Below are 19824 nucleotides of genomic sequence, written 5' to 3' on the forward strand. Positions count from 1 at the left end.
ATCTCCCTTACGGCTCGGCCAGCGGCAGGCCCTTGCTCTCAGGGCTCCAATGCAGGTCGGGCGTCGCCGTGAAAAGGCGCTTGTGGGCGAGCACCGCGTAGGTGTCGGTCATGCCGGCGATGTAGTCGGCCACCCGGCGGGCGACGCGACCCGCGCTCGCGCCCTCCAGCCCGTCCGACCATTCCTCCGGCATGGCGCGGGGCTCGGCGGTGAACCGCGAAAACAGGTCGGCGACGATGATGTCCGCCTTGGCGCGCACGGCGAGGACGCCGGGATGGCGGTACATGCGGGCGAACAGGAAGGTCTTGATCGCCGCATCCGCCGCCGCGATGGCGGGCGAGAACGCGACGACGGGGGCGGACGCCGCCCGGATGGCGGCGACGTCGCCGGGCGCCAGGGCGGCGATGCGGCGCCCGCTCTCGGCGATGACGTCCTCGACGAAGCGGGTGATCACCCGCCGCGCCAGTTCGTGAATCTTTCGCGATGGGTCGAGGGTCGGATAGAGCCCGTCGATTTCCGCCAGGATCTCGGCGAGGAACGGCACGGCGTCGAGGTCGGCGAGATCGAACAGGCCGGCGCGCAGGCCGTCGTCGAGGTCGTGGCTGTCGTAGGCGATGTCGTCGGCGAGCGCCGCCGCCTGCGCTTCCGGCCCGGCGAAGCGCGCGAGTTCGAGATCGTTCAGGCGATCGTATTCGAGGATCGCCGCCGGAATGCCGCGCGTCGCCCAGCGCGGGGTCGGCGTCCCGTCCGCCTCCAGCAGGGGACCGTTGTGCTTGACCAGGCCCTCCAGGGTCTCCCAGGCGAGGTTGAGTCCGTCGAAGCCGGCGTAGCGCCGCTCCAGCCGGGTGACGATGCGAAGGGCCTGGGCGTTGTGGTCGAAGCCACCGTGCCCACGCATCAGCGCGTCCAGGGCATCCTCGCCGGTGTGGCCGAAGCAGGTGTGGCCGAGGTCGTGGCTGAGGGCGAGGGCCTCGGCGAGATCCTCGTCGAGGCCGAGCGCCCGGGCGAGCGCGCGGGCGATCTGGCTCACCTCCAGGGTATGGGTGAGGCGGGTGCGATAGTGGTCGCCCTCGTGGTGCACGAAGACCTGGGTCTTGTGCTTGAGGCGCCGGAAGGCGGAGGAGTGGATGATGCGGTCGCGGTCGCGCTGGAAGTCGCTGCGCGTCGGCGAGGACGCTTCGGGAATCAGCCGCCCGCGCGTCGTGGCCGGGTCCGTCGCATAGGGCGCCCTCCAGCGCTCACCGTTGTGCCGCACGTCATCCCCCCGTCGCGCCGCGTTGCAGCGCGTGCTTGCCGAGCCTATCTTGTGCCCTTGAGCGCATCTGGCAATCGACGAGACCCGAGCATCACGATGGCCGACATCACCCTGACCCCGCGCGCGGCGAAGCGCATCAACGAGATCATGGGCGCCGAGCCCCCGGGCGCGTCCCTGCGGATCAGCGTGAACGGCGGCGGCTGCTCGGGCTTCTCCTACGCCTTCGACATCGAGCGGGCACGGGCCGCCGACGACGTGGCCATCGAGCGCGACGGTGCCACGGTGCTCGTCGACCCCATGTCGCTCGAATACATGAGTGGCTCGGTCATCGACTTCGTCAACGACCTCATCGGCCAGTCGTTCAAGATCGAGAACCCGCTGGCCACCGCGTCCTGCGGTTGCGGCACGTCGTTCTCCCTGTAGGGTTTCGCCCGCACGTCCGTCGATCCGGACGCCCCCGGCAATTGCCACATCCCGCGAACTGCGGCACGGATGCGTCGTCCATGGCGCCCCCGCGGCGCGCCCTCCCCTGAAGCGCCGTTTGCCAGCGATCCGGAAAACCCCATGACCTGCTCGAAAGGCCGCCCCCTCCTGCGCTGGGCGACCGGCGCCTCGGCCTGCGTCCTCGTCCTCCTCGGCGCCGGCCTGCCGGTGGGACCCGGGCCCGCCTGGGCCCAGGAGGCCGCCTCCGCCGTTCAGGACGTGACCCTGACGGACGTGACTCTGCCGCTGGGCGACGCGGTGCTGAAGGCCGCGCGCGTCACGGTCAGCGGCACGCGCCTGTCGAAGGACGAACTCCTCGCCCTGCTCCGCCCCGGCCCCGAGCCCGTGGCGTCGCGCCTCGCCCGCCTCGATGCGGCGAGCCTCGTGATCCCGGACCTGCGCATCGAGGGTGGGTCCAAGGGCGTGCGGGAGACGGTGACCTACGGCAACGTCGTCGCCAAGGACGTGCGCGCCGGACGGATCGCCGAGCTCACCTCCACGGGGGCGGTCCTCACCGTGGAGGGCGAGCGCAAGGGTGCCGGGTCCTACGGTCCGCTCCAGGCCACCGACCTCGATCTGGCGGCCCTGGCCCGGCTCTATGCCGAACCGGGTGACGGCAAGGGTGCCCTGCAGCGGATCTACGGCACGTTCGCCGTGGCGGACATCGCCTTCGTCGACGCCAAGGGCATGGCGGTGAAATTCGCCCGCATCCAGGGTCGCGACCTCAGCGCCCGGCCGGTGCCGGGCACATGGGCCGGGGCCTTGGCGGCGCTGACCGCCCCCGGTCTCGCCGAAGCGCCGCCCGCCACCCGCGCCAAGCTGTCGGCCAACGCCGCGGACCTCGCCGAAGCGGTGACGCTCGGCGGCTTCGAGGCCACCGGACTCAGCGTCCAGCACACCACGGGGCCGACGCCGCTGAACCTCGCCATCGACCGCATCCAGGTCGGCGGCTCGGATGCGAGCCTCGAGGGCATCACCCTGGCGAGCAACGGGCTCGATGCGAAGGCCGCGCGCCTGTCGCTGAACGGTTTCTCCATCGCCCCCACCATCGCGGCCCTGCGCAAGCTCGCAGCGACGCCCGACGCCACGGACGAGGACCTGCGCCGGCTGACTCCGGTGATCGGGACCCTCGCCCTCAGCGACCTCAGCCTCGACCTGTCCGGCGATCCGGGTGCGAAGGCCCAGGATCCGGTGGTGAAGACCGAGCCGTTGCATGTGGGCCTGCGCGCGGCGACGTTCAATTTCGGGCCACCCCGCGACGGCGTCCCCACGGCCGGGCGCATCGACCTCGCGGGCCTGACCCTGCCGGCCTCCGCCGTGGCGGGCGTGCCCGGCCTCGGGTCCCTCGGCCTCTACGGCTACCGCGACCTCGATCTCACCGTGGTGGCCGACACCGCCTGGGATGCTGCGGCCAAGGAACTCAAGCTCGGCGAGATCTCGATCTCGGGCAAGGACATGGGCACGGTGCGGGTCAACGGCATGCTCGGCGGCATCGGCCCCGAGGTGTTCGACCCCGATGCCGGCGTGTCGGGCTTCGCCATGCTGTCGGCCACCGCCAAGGCCATCGATCTCACCATCGAGAACACCGGCCTGTTCGAGCGCTTCATCGCGGCCCAGTCCAAGGTCCTCAGCCTCAAGCCCGAGGAACTGAAGCAGGAATACGTCACGGCGAGCCTCTACGGCGTGCCGGCGATCCTGGGCAATTCGGCCGGCGCCAAGGCCATCGGCGCGGCCATGGGCCAGTTCGTGGCCAAGCCCGGCACCCTGTCCCTGAGCGTCCGCCCCCGGAACGGAACCGGCATCGGCATGCTGGAGTTCAGCGCCAGCCCGACCCCGGCCGCCGTCCTCGACCGTCTGACCATCGACGCCAAGGCGAACTGAGCCGCACCGCACGCGGCCCGATGCGCGGTGCTAAAGTGCCGGCTCGTCTTGAGCGGTCCGCGCATCGGCCTCGGCCGCCGCCCACACCGCCTCGACGGCGGCGCGGGTTCGGGCACGATCACGGTAGAGCCGGATCTCCAGGGGCACCTCCGCCCCGGTGGCGACCAGGCGGCCTTCGGCCAGTTCGCGGGTGACGAGGCTGCGCGGCACCCAGGCGAGGCCGTGGCCCTCCAGCGCCATGGCCTTCAACGCCTCCGCCATGGCGTTGGCATTGGTGTGCGCGACACGCCCCGGCGGCACCTCCCCCTGCGCCGTCCCCTGCGCCTGCGCGAACAGGCTCACGCGGCCGAGAAAGGAGTCGGCGGCATAGGCCAGCAGCGGCGTCGGCGCATCCGCGCTCGGGACCGGCAGGGTCGGCCCATGCACCGCCACCAGCGCATCCGCCCCGACCACGCGGTGGGGATAGAACTCCGGATCGAGGAGGATCGGCACGCTGGGGTGGTGGAAGGTGAGCAGGAAGTCGTAGCCGCCCTCGGCAATGGCCTGGAGGCAGTTGTGAAAATCGTCCGGCAGAAGCCGTGTCCCGATGGGACCGGTGCGCGCCTCGATGGCCCGGAACCAGGCGGGGAAGAAGGCGAGCGACAGGGTGTGCAGGGCGGCGACACTCACCACCGGACCGCCCGATCCCGTGCCGGCGCGCAGATCCACGCGGCTCGCCTGGAGCATCCGCACGGTCTCCTCCGCGGTCTCGCGGAAGCGCCGGCCCGCCGGCGTCAGGGTGGTGGGATAGGTGCTGCGGTCGATGAGGCCGACGCCGAGCCAGAGTTCCAGGGCCTGGATCCGGCGGCTGAAGGCCGATTGGGTGACGTGGCGCGCCTCGGCCGAGCGGGAGAAGCTGCGGGTCTCGGCGAGGCTGAGGAAATCCTCCAGCCATTTCAGCTCCACCGCGCGCTCCTCGCCGATGATCAATCCAGTGCGCGCACCACCACCCGCCCGCGCTCGGCGGAGAGGGCGAGGCGGCCGGCCTTGAGGGCGAGGGCCTTCTCGCCGAACAGCGCCCGGCGCCAACCATGCAGCACCGGCACGTCGGCCGCGTCGTCGTCGGCGATGGCTTCGAGATCGTCCACGGAGGCGATGATCTTCGGGGCGACGCCTTCGGTCTCGCACACGGCCTTCAGCAGAACCTTGAGGAGTTCGACAAGGGCCCCGTTGCCGCCGCGGCCGCGGCTGCGCTCGGGCAGGGCGATGTCGGTGAGATCGCGGGCGAAGCCCCGCTCCACCGCCGCCAGGATGTCCGTACCCGTGCGCGAGCGCTCGAACCCGGCGGGGATGGAGCGCAGGCGGCCGAGGGCCTCGACGCTGCGGGGGGCCGAGGACGCGACGTCGATCACGGCCTCGTCCTTGAGGATGCGCCCGCGCGGTACGTTGCGGCTCTGCGCCTCGCGCTCGCGCCAGGCCGCGACCTCGATGAGCACGGCGATCTCGCGCGGCTTGCGCATGCGCCCCGCGAGGCGGCGCCACGCCTGCGACGGGTCGGCCTTGTAGGTCTCCGGCGAGGTGAGGACGCTCATCTCCTCGTCGAGCCACTCGCCCCGGTCCGTGGAGAGGAGCTGCCCGGCGAGCACCTCGTAGACCTTCACGAGGTGGGTGACGTCCGAGAGGGCGTAGCTCGACTGCGCGTCGGAAAGCGGGCGCCGCGACCAGTCGGTGAAGCGCGAGGACTTGTCGATCTTGGCCTTGGCCACATCGTTGACGAGCTGTTCGTAGGAGACCGAATCGCCGTAGCCACACACCATGGCGGCCACTTGCGTGTCGAAGAACGGCTGTGGCAGCAGGCCGCCGAGCAACCAGATGATCTCGAGGTCCTGCCGGGCCGAGTGGAACACCTTGACCACGCCCTCGTCGGCCATCAGCGCGAAGAACGGCGCGAGGTCGAGGTCGGGCGAGAGCGGATCGACGAGCACCCCCGAACCGTCCGGCCCCGCCATCTGGATGAGGCAGAGCTTCGGGTAGTAGGTGGTCTCGCGCATGAACTCCGTGTCGACGGTCACGAAGGGGTGCGCGGCAAAGCGGTCGCAGGCCTCGGCGAGGGCGTGCGTGGTCGAGATCAGGTCCATGGAATTCGGCTATATCGGAGGTTGACGCCTCAGGCGAGATCGTATCCCGCGCCGCGCTCGCCTATCCCCCTAATACCGGCGAGCCGACGCAGCTCAACCGAAGGCCCCCGCCGAGATTCTCTTACCGCCCCCCGCGATCCCGTTACGCGGCGCGCTGGCCGGAGCGGTTCCGGCGGGCGAGGCGCCGCACCAGATCGGCGCGCTGACGCCGCTGCGCCTCGGCACGGGCGAGGAGCCAGTCGAGGATTCCCGTCTCGATCCGCGTCCCGCCCTCCTCCGTGAGGCGCCGGATGCGGTCGACCCGGAAGCCGCGATAGCCGCCACGCGCCCGGTCGATGCCGCCAAGCAGGGTCCGGCCCGGCCCGAGCCGTAATTCCCGCGCGTCGAGAACGCGGCGGCTCCAGATTCCGCGGGAATCCTCGTAGGTGATCTCGAAGCGGCCATCGAGCGGCAGAACCTGCCATGCGCCGGCCTGATGCGTGGCTTGGCCGGCACCGGTTCCGCGCCCCGAAGCGGCGACGGACGCCACATTCAGAATATCGAAAAAATCGTTTGAATTCATGGACCTGATATGGGGATCGAGTGCCTTCTCCGAAAGGCCCCCACGCGCTTTGCCGACGTCATCCCCGCTGCGTCCGGCCCCCATCAGGGGGCAACGACGGGGCATCGTCGCGGCGACCCATCCGCCTCGATGCCACGCTCCCCTCGAAGCCGCGCTCGCCTTGACTTGAACGCCCCCGCGTGAATGGTGCCGGGCTCATTCGATAGAGCCCGCCATGCACCGTTATCGTACCCACACCTGCGGGGCGCTCCGCCCCTCGGACGTCGGCCAGACCGTTCGCCTCTCGGGCTGGTGCCACCGCATCCGCGACCATGGCGGCGTGCTGTTCATCGACCTGCGCGATCATTACGGCCGCACGCAATGCGTGGTGGATTCGGACTCGAAGGCATTCCAGGGCGCGAACCTCGCCCGCTCCGAATGGGTGATCCGCATCGACGGCCGCGTGCGGACCCGCCCGGCCGGCACCGAGAATCCCGACCTGCCCACCGGCACCATCGAGGTCTACATCGACGACCTCGAAGTGCTCGGGCCCGCGGGCGAATTGCCGGTGCCGGTGTTCGGCGACCAGGACTACCCGGAGGAGACGCGGCTGAAGTACCGCTTCCTCGATCTCCGCCGCGACAAGCTGCACGCCAACATCATGAAGCGCGGCGCAATCATCGATTCGCTGCGCCGCCGCATGCGCGAGGGCGGGTTCTTCGAGTTCCAGACGCCGATCCTCACCGCTTCGTCCCCCGAAGGTGCGCGCGACTACCTCGTGCCGTCCCGCGTCCATCCCGGAAAATTCTACGCGCTGCCGCAGGCGCCGCAGCAGTTCAAGCAGCTGACGATGATCGCCGGCTTCGATCGCTACTTCCAGATCGCCCCGTGCTTTCGCGACGAGGACGCCCGCGCCGACCGCTCGCCGGGCGAATTCTATCAGCTCGACATCGAGATGAGCTTCGTCACCCAGGAGGACGTGTTCCAGTCCGTCGAGCCCGTGCTGCGGGACGTCTTCCTCGAATTCGCCGACGGCAAGCGCGTCACCGAGACCTTCCCGCGCATCCCCTACGCCGAGTCGATGCTGAAATACGGCGTCGACAAGCCAGACCTGCGCAACCCGCTGATCATCGCCGACGTGACGGAGGCATTCGCCCGCGAGGACGTGGCGTTCAAGGCGTTCAAGGGCGTGATCGCGTCCGGCGGCGTGGTCCGCGCCATCCCGGCCACGGGCGCCGCGACGCAGCCGCGCTCGTTCTTCGACAAGCTCAACGACTTCGCCCGCGCCGAGGGTGCGCCGGGCCTCGGCTACATCGTGTTCGAGGATGTCGACGGCGTGCTCACGGGCAAGGGTCCCATCGCGAAGTTCATCCCGGCCGAGGTCCAGGCCCTGATCGCCGACACCACCGGCACCAAGGCCGGCGACGCGGTGTTCTTCTCCGCCGGCACCGAAGCCAAGGCGGCCGCCCTCGCCGGCAAGGCCCGCATCCGGATCGCCGACGAACTGAACCTGTCCGACAAGGACCAGTTCGCGTTCTGCTGGATCACCGACTTCCCGATGTACGAGTGGAACGAGGACGACAAGAGAATCGACTTCTCCCACAACCCATTCTCGATGCCGAACTTCGACCGCGAGGCGTTCCTCGCCCTCGACCCTTCGGACGAGAAGACGATCCTCGGCATCAAGGCGTTCCAGTACGACATCGTCTGCAACGGCACCGAACTCTCGTCGGGGGCCATCCGCAACCATCGCCCCGAGGTGATGGAGAAGGCCTTCGGTCTCGCCGGCTACGGCCAGGACGTGCTCGAAGAAAAATTCGGCGGCATGCTCAACGCGCTGAAGCTCGGCGCCCCGCCGCACGGCGGCATCGCGCCGGGCATCGACCGCATCGTCATGCTGCTCTGCGGCGAGCAGAACCTGCGCGAGGTGGTGCTGTTCCCCATGAACCAGCGCGCCGAGGACCTGATGATGGGCGCCCCCGCCGAGGCGACGCCGAAGCAGCTGCGCGAGTTGCACATCCGCCTCAACCTGCCCGAGAAGAGCGCCTGAGGCGCGCCCTCCCCCGCGCTTTGTCCTGAAGGATATGTGGGGGACGGCCCCCCCACACACCTCATCCTGAGGTGCCGGAGCGCAGCGGAGGCCTCGAAGGAGGACTCCAGATATCACCGCATCCCTGGAGGCCTCCTTCGAGGCCGCTTCGCGGCACCTCAGGATGAGGTCGCGCGGGGGGAACGAAAGATCCGATCGACAGGCAGGGCGGATTGTCCGGCCTCGCCGTTCATCGGATGACGCTGGACAGGAGACGTTGCCGTGCCGAGCCTCGTCGCCATCGTCGTCACCCATGACAGCGCGCACGCCCTGCCGGGCTGCCTCGCCGCACTCGCCGCCGAGCACGTGCCGGCGCTTGTGGTGGACAATGCCAGCCGGGACGCGTCCGTGGCCCTCGCCGAAGCGGCGGGCGCGCAGGTGGTGCGCAACGCCCGCAACGAGGGCTACGGCCGGGCCAACAATCGCGGGGTCCGTGCCGCCGTCCAGGCCGAACGGGTTCTGATCGTCAACCCAGACGTGACCCTCGGGTCCGGGGCCGTCGACGCCCTGCTGGCCGCCGCCCGCGCCTACCCGGATGCGGGGCTCCTGGCCCCCCGCCTCGTGGAGCCGGACGGGCGGTTCTTCTACCAGCCGCGCTCGCTGCTCGCGCCGTACCTGACCAATCGCAAGGGCAAGCGCGCCCCGCCCGAGGGCGATGCCTGCGCGCCGTTCCTGTCCGGCGCCTGCCTGATGATTCGGCGCGACCTGTTTCTCGATCTCGGCGGCTTCGACCCGAACCTGTTCCTGTTCTACGAGGACGACGACCTGTGCCGGCGCGTGGCCGATGCGGGCCGCGCCCTCGTGCACGTCCACGGTGCGCAAGCCCTGCACGGGCGCGGGCGCTCCTCGGCGCCGGAGCCCGGCCGGGTGTTCCGCACCCGCTGGCATCAGGCGTGGTCCCGTGCCTACGTCTCCCGCAAATACGGCCTGCCCGCCCCGAGCCCGGGGATGCTCGCCGTCAACGCACCCAAGGCGGCGCTCGCCCGCCTCGTCGGGCACCGCGCCCTATGGGAGCGCTACGGCGGCTCGACGGCCGGGGCGCTGGCCGCCCTGCGCGGCCGCAGCGCCCTCGATCACGAAGGACTGGACCGCGAGGAGTCCGTGTGACTGCGAAAACCTTCGGGCAGGCCCTGGCCCGGCCGCACAATGGCTTCTCCGTCCTGCGCCTCGCGCTGGCCACCGCCGTGGTGGTGTCCCACGCCTTCAGCGTCACGAGCGGACAGCCCCTCGATGAGCCCCTGGCGCGGATGACGGGCCTCTCGCTCGGGGCGCATGCGGTCAACGGCTTCTTCGCCGTCTCGGGGTTTCTCGTCGCCATGAGCCTGGAGCGGCGGGGCGCCGGCGACTACGTGCTGGCCCGCGCCCTGCGCATCCTGCCGGGCGTGGTCGTGGCGACCCTCATCGTGACCCTGGTCCTCGGCCCCGCCCTGACCCGCCTGCCCCTGGCCGAATACCTCCAGGCCCCCGGCCCGTGGCTTTTCATCCGCGACACCCTGACGACGTTCAAGAGCAACGCGAGCCTGCCGGGGGTGTTTGCCGACAACCCCTACCGTTCGCCGCTGGGCACGGTCTGGACCCTGAAATACGAGGTGTTGTGCTACCTCGGGCTATTGGCCGCCGGGCTCGCGGGCCTCCTGCGGCGCGGGCCGGCGCTGGCCCTCGTGGCGGCCCTCGCCCTCGGTCTGGCGGCGGCGGCGTTCCTCCATCCCGATCTGTCCGAGGGCGCGGAGACGCGCTTTCGCCTGCCGCTGCTGTTCGCCTCGGGCTCCGCCCTCTACCTCTGGCGCGACCGGCTCGGCCACCGGGCGTGGCCCCTGGCGCTCCTCGCCCTGGCGACCGCCCTCCTACAGGGCACGCCGCTGTATCGGAGCCTCCTGTTCCTCACGGAGGCCTACGGCGCCATCTGGCTGGCCCTGTGCCCGGCGCTGGCCCGCCCGGCCTTCGCGCCGCGGGCCGACCTCTCCTACGGGATCTACCTCTACGGCTGGCCGATCCAGCAGAGCCTGCACGCCCTGATGCCCAGCGCTTCACCGTGGCTGCTGCTGCTCCCGTCCCTGGCGCTCACCGGCCTCGTGGCGGCCGCGTCGTGGGTCACCGTCGAGAAGCCGGCCCTGCGGCTCAAGGCACGGGCCCTGGCGGGACGGGCGCCCCGGGCGGTGGTGTCGTGAGTCTCCTCGCCCCGCAGGCGGCCCTCGCCCGGGCGGTGGCCGGGGTGATCGCCCACGGCTTTGCCATCGTGGCCCGCAACACCCGGGGGGACAGCGTCTACCTCAAGCCCGAGGGCTGTGCCTTCGCCCTGCGGATCTCCAACCACGCCCGCACCCCGAAGCAGCGCAAGAACCACCCCGACGCCATCGCGAGCCTCGTCATCCGCACCCCGCAGACGGAGCGCGGCGTCGACGCCCTCGTGACGGAAGCCCTGCGGAATTTCGCCGGTGCCCGCCGGAGCCGCGAGGCGCTTCCGACCGTCGACTGAGCGGGAATCGGGGGCCTTCGCATCCCGACCACATCATGACACCGTGCCCAAGATAGGTTTTTATTAATATTTAGATGACGCTTTGACACACAACCGATGGTTGGATTCGCTTGCGGAGCCCCATCGATGTCGCTTTCCCCCGATCACCGCACCAAGCTCCTCCGCCTGCGTTCCACGGTCGCCGGCCTGTCCGTCACCCTCGGCTTCGTGCGCCTGCAGCGGGCGCTGTCCCGCAAGTACGATCCGGATCAACCCCGAGAGCCCGCGGGAGGCCCCAGCGGCGGACGCTGGGCCTCGAACGGCGGCGGTCAGGGCACATCCGGACAGAGTTCATCGGGTGCGGAGGAGACCGTCACCGAGGACGGGTCGCGGGTTCTATCCCTGCGCATCCGCAGCCAGCCTCATCAGGACTGGGACGAGCAGCACACCGTCATCGCCGCCGACGGCACGCGCACCATCTTCGAGATGGCGGGCCGGACCCAGACCATCCGCGACGGCGAAACTGGGACGATCCTTGCCCGCAGCACTCTGGTCAACGGCCGGGCGGAGCCAGAGGCCTTCGTTCAGCAGACGGGGGCTTCGACCCTTGCCCGGGCAAGTTCCAGAGCCCTCTACAATGCCGGTGCAGCATTGCTCGCTGCACTTTCCGTCCGAAAAAGCCGAGACGGTTCAGCGATCTTTGAGGCGCCAGCCAGCCTGTACGAGCGCCGGCAGGGCCCGGACAAGCCAGTGGTTTGGGTTGGTTTGGTCGAGGAGCAGGAACTGAGGGCCGCCTGCCCGCGTCGCGGCGAGGTTCAGGTGATTCTCGATGAGGCCGTCGATGAAGTGCGAGCAAGCGGCGGCTTCAAGGACGCACAAGATTTTGGCAACAAGGTCCATGCGGTGGCTGCTCGCAAGATTACCAATCTCAAAGATCCGAACCTTGTCGCGGAAGTCTCATACGTTCCTGGCAAATCAGCAGCCCAGCCATATGGCATTCGGTCTTCACTTCGTCTCGACGTACTCGAACGAAGCGTCCCACGCACGGTCTGCATCCACGATCACAAGACCGGAGAGAGTCAGATCAGTGCAGTTCGCGCCACGACTATCGCCGAAATGATTGCGAGGAACTTTCCAGACACGCAGCGGATCATCGTCACAGAAATGAGGCCGACCAGATGACGAGCGCCAAGCAAATCAAGCATATCTTTAAACCATTGATCAATCGGCACGCCGATCTTACCCAAATCGGCAGCCATTGGCTCTACATATCCCCTATTCGCCACATCGCGCTCCGCATTCTGATTGATAGAACATCCGATAAGAATCTATGCAAGCCGCAACTCACGATGCTGAACACATTTATTCCAGACGTCCAACCTCAGACAAGCATTGGATATTCCATTCAATTGGATCGCCCTTCGCTTTCACATCAGCACTGGTACTGGTCCGATCCCGAAATGATCGCGGATCTCGTTTCCTCTATAGAGACGGAGGGGTTACCACGACTCCGCGCGATCGATTCGCTTGAAGCGTTCTGGACTATTTATGACGGCAGCGATCACATCTTCGCACAGCAATGGCCAGAAGACCGCATGATCTGCCTCATCGCGCTCGGCGACATCGACGCAGCGCGCGCCATTTGCGAAACCCTGGAACCGGAGCTGCGAGGGGACTCGTTTCCGAACGACATCTGGGTCCAGAACCGACGCAGAAAGTTCCTGGCCGTCGCCGAGCCCCTCCGCGTCGGAGACCGCGTAACGCTCGCAACGATCCTCCACGGTTGGGAGGCCGACAACATCCGGGGCACGAAGCTCGAGCCCTATTGGGAGCCGACGCCGTTTCCACTGGAACGGTCATCGACCTGAAGGAAGTTCAGCACCACGGACACGTCACCCGCGACGAAGGTGAGACCACTCCGATGACGACCGCACGCCAAGCCAGAACCATCTTCCGTCCGCTTGCCAAGCGTAACCCCGACTTCGCCTATACCGGCGGGCGCAGCCTTTGGCTCACGCCCATTCGCCACACGGTGTCGCGCGTCTTCATTGATCGCACCTCCGATTCAGGCTCATTCCAAATTGGGTGGGCCATCCTCGCAACGTTCATTCCCGAGCATAGCCTGCCTGGGACAATCGGAAACTGCGCAGGCAAGCTTTACCCGTTCGATCAGGATCAGTTCGCATACTGGGAGTGGTCCGACCCCGCCGCGATAAGTGCCGCAATCCCCATAATCGAAGCCGAAGCCCTGCCGCACCTGCGGTCGTTCGATGGCCTGGAGTCGTGGGCGACCTATTACCGCGAAACGTTCCCGATCGCCCTGAAGGGCTTCCCGCACGAGCGGCTCATCCTCGACATCGCCCTGGGCAACCTGCCGGCCGCGCACGCGCAGCTCGCCAAACTCCTCCCGCATTTCCGGGAGAACAAGCATCCGGATCAGCCGATGTACCAATACATGCGCAGCCTGATCCTGCCCGTCGCCGAGCCGCTCCTGGCCGACGACCGGCCGGCGCTGGCGGCGATCCTCCACGGCTGGGAATCCGAAAACATCCGCACCGCGAAGCTCGAGCGCTACTGGGAGCCGACGCCGTTTCCCCTGGAGCGGGCGCCGACCTGAACGCCCTCAGCCCTCGACCACCGCATCATCGCGAAAATACGGCTCGACCGCGCCCTTCAGCTTCACCGTCATCGGGTTGCCGGCCCGGTCGAGGGTCTTGCCGGCCGAGAGGCGGACCCAGCCCTCGCTGACGCAGTATTCCTCGACGTTGGTCTTCTCGACGCCCTTGAAGCGGATGCCGATGCCGCGCTCGAGGATCTTCTCGTCGTAGAACGGGCTGTTGGGGTTCACGGCGAGGCGGTCGGGGGGCGTGTCGGACATCGTCGGGCGGCCTTGTCGATCGGTTTCGAGGAGAAGCGGGTAAGGGATTCAGGCGCGGCCCGCAACGTTCAGGGCTTTGGCCGCCGCGATGAGGTCGTCCGTGCGCCCGCTCTGGAGCAGCGGCACGAGGCCCGCCACCGCCGCGTGCGGCAGGTCCCACCACGCGGTCTCGAGGAGCGCCGCGACGGTGGCGGGATCGAAGCGGTGGCGCACCACCCGGGCCGGGTTGCCGGCGACCACCGCGTAGGGCGGCACGTCCCGGCTCACCACGGCGTGGGCCGCCACCACGGCGCCGTGGCCGATGGTGACGCCCGACAGGACGAGGCAGCCCGAGCCGAGCCACACATCCGAGCCGATCACGACGTCGCCGCGCGAGACATGGTAATCGCCCGGCGCGTCGAGGCCCGGCCACAGGCCCGGCAGGGCGGCGAACGGGTAGGTCGAGACCCAGTCGAGGCGATGCCCCCCGCCGAGCAGGATCTCGACCTTGTCGGCGATGGAACAAAACCGGCCGATCGTCAGGCTCCGCCCCGATTCGGGAAACCGGACCTTCGGGCGCCCGTAAGAGTAGGCGCCGATGGAGAAACCGTAGCGCGCGGCGAGGCGGGCGAGGTGAATCCGGGTCTCGTTGTTCGGGTTGCGCCCACTCCGCAGGCGGTGCAACAGGGTCCTCAACCGAAGCACCCCGGACCCGACCGGAACGGTGCTCCACAACGCGCACGGCGCAGGTTCCTGGGAGTGAGGCTCATGGGCGACAACATGTCCGACGATCTCAAGTCCGGAGCGCTCGTCTACCACCGCCTGCCGCGTCCCGGAAAGCTCGAGATCCAGGCCACCAAGCCGCTCGGCAACCAGCGCGACCTGGCGCTCGCCTATTCCCCCGGCGTCGCCGCCGCCTGCGAGGCCATCGCGGCCGATCCGCAGGAGGCCGCCACCCTCACCATCCGCCAGAACCTCGTCGCCGTTCTCACCAACGGCACGGCGGTGTTGGGCCTCGGCAACATCGGTCCGCTGGCCTCGAAGCCCGTGATGGAAGGCAAGGCGGTCCTGTTCAAGAAGTTCGCCGGCATCGACGTGTTCGACATCGAGGTCGACCAGAACGACGTCGACAAGCTCGTCGACGTGGTCTGCGCCCTGGAGCCGACCTTCGGCGGCATCAACCTCGAGGACATCAAGGCCCCCGAGTGCTTCGAGGTCGAGGAGCGCTGTCGCGCCCGGATGAACATCCCGGTCTTCCACGACGACCAGCACGGCACCGCGATCATCGTGGCGGCCGCCGTCCTCAACGCCCTCGAACTGTCCGGCAAGCAGCTCGGCGATGTCCGCATCGTCACCTCGGGCGCGGGGGCGGCGGCCCTCGCCTGCCTCAACCTCCTCGTGTCCCTCGGCGCGAAGGTCCAGAACATCACCGTCACGGACATCAAGGGCGTGGTCTACAAGGGCCGCCCCGAGTTGATGGACCGGTGGAAGGACATCTACGCGCAGGAGACCGAGGCCCGGACGCTGGCCGAAGTGATCCCCGGGGCGGACGTGTTCATCGGCCTCTCGGCCGGCGGGGTGCTGAAGCCCGAATACCTCGAGAAGATGGCCGAGAAGCCCCTGATCATGGCGCTGGCCAACCCCTATCCGGAGATCATGCCCGATCTCGCGCAGGAGAAGCGCCCCGACGCGATGATCTGCACCGGGCGTTCGGACTTCCCGAACCAGGTCAACAACGTCCTGTGCTTCCCCTACATCTTCCGCGGCGCCCTCGATGTCGGCGCCACCTCGATCAACGAGGAGATGAAGAAGGCCGCCGTGAAGGCCATCGCGGCGCTCGCCCGCGAGACCCCCTCCGACGTGGTCGCCCGCGCGTATGGCGGCGAGGCCCGCCCCTTCGGCCGGCACTCGCTCATCCCGAGCCCGTTCGACCCGCGCCTGATCCTGCGCATCGCTCCCGCGGTCGCGCAGGCGGCGATGGAATCCGGCGTCGCCGGCCGGCCGCTGGAGAATCTCCAGGCCTACGCCGACAGCCTCGACCGCTTCGTCCACCGCTCGGGCTTCATCATGAAGCCGATCTTCACGAAGGCGAAGGAGAACCCCAAGCGCGTCATCTACGCCGAGGGCGAGGACGAGCGCGTCCTGCGCGCCGCCCAGGCCATCGTCGAGGACGGGGTGGCGCGGCCCATCCTGGTCGGGCGCCCGCGCGTGATCGAGACCCGGATCAAGCGCTTCGGCCTGACGCTGCGCCAGGGCGAGCATTTCGACCTCATCGATCCCGAGGACGATCCGCGCTACCGCGACTACGTCGCCACCTATCTCGAAGTCGCCGGCCGGCGCGGCATCACGCCGGACGCCGCCCGCACCCTGGTGCGCACCAACAACACGGTGATCGGCGCCATCGCCGTACGCCGGGGCGAGGCCGACGCGCTGATCTGCGGCCTGGAGGGCCGGTTCGAGACGCGGCTGCGGGTGATCCGCGACGTCATCGGCATGGCGCCGGGCGTCCTCGATTTCGCCGCCATGAGCCTCATCGTCACGAAGAAGGGTGCCTACTTCCTCGCCGACACCCATGTGCGCCAGGATCCGAGTGCCGAGGAGATCGCCGACGTGGCGGTGGCCTGCGCCGAGCACGTGCGCCGCTTCGGCCTCACCCCGAAGATCGCCCTGCTCAGCCACTCGGATTTCGGACAATCGGATTCGCGCTCGTCCCTGAAGATGCGCTCGGCCCTCGGCCTGATCCGGTCCCGGGAACCCGCCCTGCAGGTGGACGGCGAGATGCAGGCCGACACCGCCCTCTCGGAACTCATCCGCGACCGGGTGATGCCGGATTCGTACCTCAAGGGTGCGGCCAACGTGCTGATCCTGCCCAACCTCGACGCGGCCAACATCGCGTTCCAGTTCGCCAAGGTGCTCGCCGACGCCCTTCCGGTCGGGCCGCTCCTCATCGGCCCGGCCAAGCCCGCCCACATTCTCTCGCCCTCGGTGACGGCCCGCGGCATCGTCAACATCACCGCCGCCGCCGTGGTCGAGGCCCAGGCCGGCGATGTCGCCGCGATCACGGCTCTCGCCGAAAAGGGCGCGGCGCCGACCGCCGAATAGTCGCCTCTCCCATCCATCGGACCGAAACGCGAAAAGGCCCCCGGAGCGATCCGGGGGCCTTTTCCATGTTCGGCACCGTCCCGCCGGCCGGGAGCCGGCGGGCGGTTCGGATCAGTCGCGACGGGTGCCGTACGCCAAGGCCGGATCGACGGCGCCGAAGCGGCCACCCAGGAAGGCCGCGAGGGCACCGAGAACCAGGGCCAGGGACGCGTAGAGCGCACCCTGCGTCGCAGCGCTGCGGGTCGCCTCGGCGGCGGCGGCGGCCTTCTGCTTGGCGTCCGCTGCGGCCTGCTCGTACTGCTTGCGGTAGTTCTGGACCTGAGCCTTGGCCTCGTCGGGCGAGATGCCCTGCGCCTTGGCGAGGGCATCGGTGGCGCGGGCCTCGGCCTCGGCCTGCTGGGCCGCATCACCCGAGAGGTAAGCCCGCACGGCCTGGGCGGCGGTGTCGCGCAGGGCGGCGGGGTCCTGGCCACCCGAGGTCTGACGGACCTTGTTCTCGATGCCGTCGAGGGGGTTGGTCAGCTTGGCGAGCGAGGGGGCCGCAGCCTGGGCCGCCGTCTGGGTGGCACCGCCAATGGCCGAACCCGCGCCGCCGAGGACGCTGGTGAGGCCGCCGAACGCGCCGCCGATGAGGCCGCCGACCGCCGACGTGAGCAGGTAGACGATGACCAGGGTGGTCACCGCCCACGACACGAGGCCGTGGTAGCCGCTGGTGCCGGCCGAGGGCTTGCCCGACAGGCGTCCGGCGAGGAAGCCGCCGATGAGCGAGGCGACGATGCCCGAGGCGACCCACCAGATCCCGGCGCCCGTCGACAGGCTGGCGGCGGTGGGCGTGTCGTTGCCCGTGGGGTTCAGGGTCGCGAGGCCGATGCCGAGGCCGACCATGTTGAGGATCATCTGTGCCACGAGGGCGATGACCGCGCCGGCGAAGATCGCGCCCCACGAGACCTGATGCAGCAGGAGCGGGCTGCGCGGCTCGATGGCGGCTGACGATGCGATGGGCGTGCGTGTGGGTGTAACGGCCAAGATGAACTCCCGAGGATCTGAAGACGGCGATTCGGATTGGAACGGCCGGGGTGGTGCGCGGTGAGATGTCGGCTCGACCCGGCGGCCGAGGGATGGAGGCGATGAACCGGATTGCACGCGAGCGGGCACATCCTGCCCGCCGACACGCCATCACAGGTCATCGCCGGTCCCAACGTGCGGTTCCGAGAATTGTTCGCGGTGCTTCGCCGTTGCCGTCGGGATCGAGCCTTCGGGCGGGGCGGGGCGGGGCGACCGGCGAGTCGCAGCCATGGCCCTGAAACGCAAAAACGGCCCCGAAGGACCGTCCTGACTGCGCAGACATTTTGATAAATTGGAGCGGGCGAAGGGATTCGAACCCTCGACCCCAACCTTGGCAAGGTTGTGCTCTACCCCTGAGCTACACCCGCTCACGCCACGATGCCGGCACGGGGCTGGCGATCGGGATCGTCTTCTTCACGAAGCCACCAGGCCTGGGTGGGCCGCGGCGTCGCGTCGTCTCGGTCGAATTGGAGCGGGCGAAGGGATTCGAACCCTCGACCCCAACCTTGGCAAGGTTGTGCTCTACCCCTGAGCTACACCCGCTCACAACCGCGCCGCTGGTGGAAAGAACCGCCGGCGGCCCCGGACGGCGTCTCTAAACACCATTCCGCCGAGCGTTGCAAGGGCCGTCCGGCCGATTCCCGTAGCCGGCGCGTTTCGTGGAATTCAGCGGGCCCCGGGGCGATCGCACCTCACCACTGCGCCGCCGGCGGCAGGCCTTCACGGATCTCGCGCAGGCGCGCGCGGGTGGCGGACGTCGTCGCCTCGGGGAGCGCATCGAGGCGGAAGAACCCACTTTCGGCGATCTCCCGATCGGGACGCTTGGCGGCCGGCACGGTGAAGGCCGGGGCGAGGTAGAGGGCGACGTGATCGCGGCCCGCTCCCGTCGCGTGGTGGTAGAACCCGTGCAGCCGAAGGGTCTCCCCCGGATCGACGACGATCCCGGCCTCCTCACGGAACTCGCGGATCATCGCCGCGACAGCATTCTCCCCCACCTCGACCCCGCCGCCCGGCAGGTGCCACCCGGCCACATAGGTGTGGCGTACGAGGCAGACGCGGCCCTGCCCGTCGATGGCCGCGCCGCGTACCCCGAGCGTCATCCCGCGCGTGGCCAGGGCGCCCAGATGGAACAGGCGGCGCAGCAGCGGCCGGTCCAGAAGCCCCAGCGTCGAGGGCATCCTCACACCACGCGCAGTTCGATCGCACCGAGGCCGTCGATGGCCGCGCGCAGGGTCTGGCCCCGCGTCACCGCCCCGACGCCGGAGGGCGTCCCGGTGAAGATGAGGTCGCCCGGCTGCAGGGTGAAGTAGGCCGACAGGTAGGCGATCTGCTCCGAGACGGACCACAGCATCTCCGACAGGTCGCCGCGCTGGCGCTCGGTGCCGTCGACGTCGAGGGTGATGGCGCCGTGGTCCGGATGCCCGATGGCCGAGACGGGATGGAGCGGGCCGATGGGCCCGGAGGCATCGGCCGCCTTGGCGAGGTCCCATGGCCGCGCGAGACGCTTGGCCTCGTCCTGGACATCGCGCCGGGTCATGTCGAGCCCGACCGCGTAGCCGTAGACGTGGTCGAGGGCGGATGCGACGGCGATGTCGGCGCCCCCGGTGGACAGGGCCACCACCATCTCGACTTCGAAATGATAATTCTCCGTGCGGGGCGGATAGGGGTGCTCCGCCGCGTGCGGGCCGGCGACGATCTGCAGGGCGTCGGCGGGCTTCATGAAGAAGAACGGCGGCTCGCGCTCGGGGTCCTTGCCCATCTCAAGGGCATGGGCCGCATAGTTGCGCCCGACGCAGTAGACGCGCCGGACGGGAAACAGGTCCGCGCTGCCGACGATGGGCAGCGCGATACGCGGCGGGTTGGGGATCACGGACAGCATCGTTGAGGTCTCCCGGGGATCGGACGCGCGGCCCCCCGCCCTGCACAGAGGCCGCGCGCCCCCTATCATAGGGGGAGCGCCCGGCCACGCCATCCCGGCC

Annotated in this window: 19 protein-coding genes and 2 tRNA genes; 10 read left to right on the top strand and 11 right to left on the bottom strand. The window is 69.3% G+C overall.

Translation table 11 applies throughout. The features are described 5' to 3' along the window. Positions 1-7: 7 nt before the first annotated feature. On the bottom strand, positions 8-1255 hold the full coding sequence (locus tag ASF25_RS06835) for a deoxyguanosinetriphosphate triphosphohydrolase (protein WP_056168207.1): 1248 nt from the start codon (positions 1253-1255) through the stop codon (positions 8-10). Positions 1256-1351: 96 nt separating this feature from the next. Between ASF25_RS06835 and ASF25_RS06840 the strand changes: the two genes are divergently transcribed. Beyond that, positions 1352-1678 carry an iron-sulfur cluster assembly accessory protein gene (locus tag ASF25_RS06840; protein ID WP_056168210.1) on the top strand — a complete coding sequence of 109 codons (327 nt, stop codon included), beginning with the start codon at positions 1352-1354 and terminating at the stop codon, positions 1676-1678. A gap of 141 nt (positions 1679-1819) precedes the next feature. Beyond that, complete coding sequence (locus ASF25_RS06845) at positions 1820-3619, top strand: hypothetical protein (RefSeq protein WP_056304052.1); 1800 nt, start codon at positions 1820-1822, stop codon at positions 3617-3619. A 30-nt stretch (positions 3620-3649) separates the two neighbouring features. Here the strand turns inward: ASF25_RS06845 and ASF25_RS06850 are convergent, their stop codons facing one another. The 3 genes from ASF25_RS06850 to ASF25_RS06860 all read right to left on the bottom strand — a co-directional run bounded on the left by ASF25_RS06850 (position 3650) and on the right by ASF25_RS06860 (position 6265). Next, a complete protein-coding gene (locus ASF25_RS06850) occupies positions 3650-4564 on the bottom strand; it encodes a LysR family transcriptional regulator (RefSeq protein ID WP_056304107.1) in 915 nt (304 codons plus the stop codon). A gap of 20 nt (positions 4565-4584) precedes the next feature. Beyond that, on the bottom strand, positions 4585-5736 hold the full coding sequence (rnd, locus tag ASF25_RS06855) for a ribonuclease D (RefSeq protein ID WP_056304054.1): 1152 nt from the start codon (positions 5734-5736) through the stop codon (positions 4585-4587). A 142-nt stretch (positions 5737-5878) separates the two neighbouring features. Further along, a complete protein-coding gene (locus ASF25_RS06860) occupies positions 5879-6265 on the bottom strand; it encodes a hypothetical protein (protein ID WP_056262724.1) in 387 nt (128 codons plus the stop codon). Positions 6266-6512: 247 nt separating this feature from the next. On the opposite strand from ASF25_RS06860, the gene aspS reads away from it, so the two are divergent. The 7 genes from aspS (at position 6513) to ASF25_RS06895 (ending at position 13438) form a co-directional block, all read left to right on the top strand. Continuing rightward, a complete protein-coding gene (aspS, locus tag ASF25_RS06865) occupies positions 6513-8327 on the top strand; it encodes an aspartate--tRNA ligase (RefSeq protein ID WP_056304056.1) in 1815 nt (604 codons plus the stop codon). A gap of 261 nt (positions 8328-8588) precedes the next feature. Continuing rightward, positions 8589-9473, top strand: a complete 885-nt coding sequence (locus tag ASF25_RS06870; RefSeq protein WP_056304059.1) for a glycosyltransferase family 2 protein — start codon at positions 8589-8591, stop codon at positions 9471-9473. After that, positions 9470-10534, top strand: a complete 1065-nt coding sequence (locus ASF25_RS06875; RefSeq protein WP_056304061.1) for an acyltransferase — start codon at positions 9470-9472, stop codon at positions 10532-10534. The genes ASF25_RS06870 and ASF25_RS06875 overlap by 4 nt, the downstream gene beginning before the upstream one ends. Next, positions 10531-10842, top strand: a complete 312-nt coding sequence (locus tag ASF25_RS06880; RefSeq protein WP_056262593.1) for a hypothetical protein — start codon at positions 10531-10533, stop codon at positions 10840-10842. Before ASF25_RS06875 ends, ASF25_RS06880 begins: the two co-directional genes overlap by 4 nt. 126 nt (positions 10843-10968) lie before the next feature. Next, on the top strand, positions 10969-12003 hold the full coding sequence (locus ASF25_RS06885; protein ID WP_056304063.1) for a hypothetical protein: 1035 nt from the start codon (positions 10969-10971) through the stop codon (positions 12001-12003). Then, entirely contained in the window at positions 12000-12689 is a 690-nt protein-coding gene (locus tag ASF25_RS22585; RefSeq protein ID WP_156368886.1) for a hypothetical protein, read from the top strand. Before ASF25_RS06885 ends, ASF25_RS22585 begins: the two co-directional genes overlap by 4 nt. Further along, entirely contained in the window at positions 12647-13438 is a 792-nt protein-coding gene (locus tag ASF25_RS06895; RefSeq protein ID WP_156368887.1) for a hypothetical protein, read from the top strand. The genes ASF25_RS22585 and ASF25_RS06895 overlap by 43 nt, the downstream gene beginning before the upstream one ends. A 6-nt stretch (positions 13439-13444) precedes the next feature. Here the strand turns inward: ASF25_RS06895 and ASF25_RS06900 are convergent, their stop codons facing one another. Both ASF25_RS06900 and ASF25_RS06905 read right to left on the bottom strand, forming a co-directional pair. After that, the gene (locus ASF25_RS06900; protein ID WP_056168242.1) at positions 13445-13699 is read right to left on the bottom strand and encodes a DUF3297 family protein; all 255 of its coding nucleotides are present in this window, start codon (positions 13697-13699) and stop codon (positions 13445-13447) included. A 48-nt stretch (positions 13700-13747) separates the two neighbouring features. Beyond that, complete coding sequence (locus tag ASF25_RS06905) at positions 13748-14362, bottom strand: CatB-related O-acetyltransferase (protein ID WP_056304070.1); 615 nt, start codon at positions 14360-14362, stop codon at positions 13748-13750. Between the two features lie 84 nt (positions 14363-14446). Between ASF25_RS06905 and ASF25_RS06910 the strand changes: the two genes are divergently transcribed. Continuing rightward, on the top strand, positions 14447-16780 hold the full coding sequence (locus tag ASF25_RS06910) for an NADP-dependent malic enzyme (protein ID WP_056168249.1): 2334 nt from the start codon (positions 14447-14449) through the stop codon (positions 16778-16780). 111 nt (positions 16781-16891) lie between these two features. Here ASF25_RS06910 and ASF25_RS06915 read toward each other — a convergent pair whose 3' ends face one another. The 5 genes from ASF25_RS06915 to ASF25_RS06935 all read right to left on the bottom strand — a co-directional run bounded on the left by ASF25_RS06915 (position 16892) and on the right by ASF25_RS06935 (position 19724). After that, positions 16892-17806, bottom strand: a complete 915-nt coding sequence (locus tag ASF25_RS06915; protein ID WP_056304072.1) for a hypothetical protein — start codon at positions 17804-17806, stop codon at positions 16892-16894. 332 nt (positions 17807-18138) lie between these two features. After that, a tRNA-Gly gene (locus tag ASF25_RS06920) sits at positions 18139-18213 on the bottom strand. A gap of 100 nt (positions 18214-18313) precedes the next feature. Next, positions 18314-18388, bottom strand: a tRNA-Gly gene (locus ASF25_RS06925). A gap of 149 nt (positions 18389-18537) precedes the next feature. Further along, positions 18538-19023: an NUDIX domain-containing protein gene (locus tag ASF25_RS06930; RefSeq protein ID WP_056168254.1), complete on the bottom strand. Its 486-nt coding sequence runs from the start codon at positions 19021-19023 to the stop codon at positions 18538-18540. Between the two features lie 2 nt (positions 19024-19025). After that, on the bottom strand, positions 19026-19724 hold the full coding sequence (locus ASF25_RS06935) for a fumarylacetoacetate hydrolase family protein (protein WP_056304074.1): 699 nt from the start codon (positions 19722-19724) through the stop codon (positions 19026-19028). Positions 19725-19824: the final 100 nt, after the last annotated feature.

The sequence above is a fragment of the Methylobacterium sp. Leaf100 genome (assembly GCF_001422845.1).
In the GTDB taxonomy this organism is placed as follows: Bacteria; Pseudomonadota; Alphaproteobacteria; order Rhizobiales; family Beijerinckiaceae; genus Methylobacterium.